The 636-nt window shown below is 62.3% G+C and carries 2 pseudogenes; both read right to left on the bottom strand.

Going from position 1 to position 636, the window contains the following annotated elements:
* Positions 1 to 188, bottom strand: a pseudogene (locus HFK74_RS32940) (glycerol-3-phosphate transporter permease); the annotation flags it as partial.
* A 235-nt stretch (positions 189 to 423) separates the two neighbouring features.
* A pseudogene (locus HFK74_RS32935) lies at positions 424 to 636 on the bottom strand (hypothetical protein); the annotation flags it as partial.

Raw genomic sequence — 636 nt, 5'->3', positions numbered from 1 at the left:
GACAGCACCTTCTTGAAATTTGCGAACCAGACGAACTTCGACGACAGGCCGAAGGGATCCTCCCGCAGCATCGACTGGCGCAGCGCCTGGCTAGCCGGCCAGTAGAAGAAGATCAGCGTGATCGCCAGCTGCGGTGCGACCAGCAGGTAGGGCAAGAGCTTGTTGGGAAAGACGACGCGTGGGGTCATATGGCCGTTCCAATGGGCGGCAATGACTGAGGCAAGCGCCCTGAGACGCCCCCCTCTGGCCTGCCAGCCAACTCCCCCTCAAGGGGGGAGATCAGCGATTTCAGCGACTGTGCATTTCTTGCAGCAGATGCGATTAGCGAAAGAGACGATGCCAGCCGATCTCCCCCCGCGAGAGGGAGATGGCTGGCAGGCCAGAGGGGGGTGAAATGGATCACGCTCCCGAGCCAGACTTGCGTCAGTTGCCGATCGCTTCCTGGATCGCCTTGTTGCCACGCTCGACGGCGTTGTCGAGCGCCTGCTGGGCGGTCTGCTGGCCGGCGAGCATCTTTTCGAACTCTTCGTTCTGGATGTCGCGGACCTGCGGCAGGTTGACGAGGCGCACGCCCTTCGAGTTTTCGGTCGGCGCCTTGCCCATCATCTGCTGGATCGGAATCTCGCGGGCCGGGTT

It is taken from the genome of Pseudomonas sp. SbOxS1, from assembly GCF_013416725.1.
Lineage (GTDB): Bacteria > Pseudomonadota > Gammaproteobacteria > Pseudomonadales > Pseudomonadaceae > Aquipseudomonas.
This window is presented reverse-complemented; position numbering and strand designations above follow the sequence as displayed.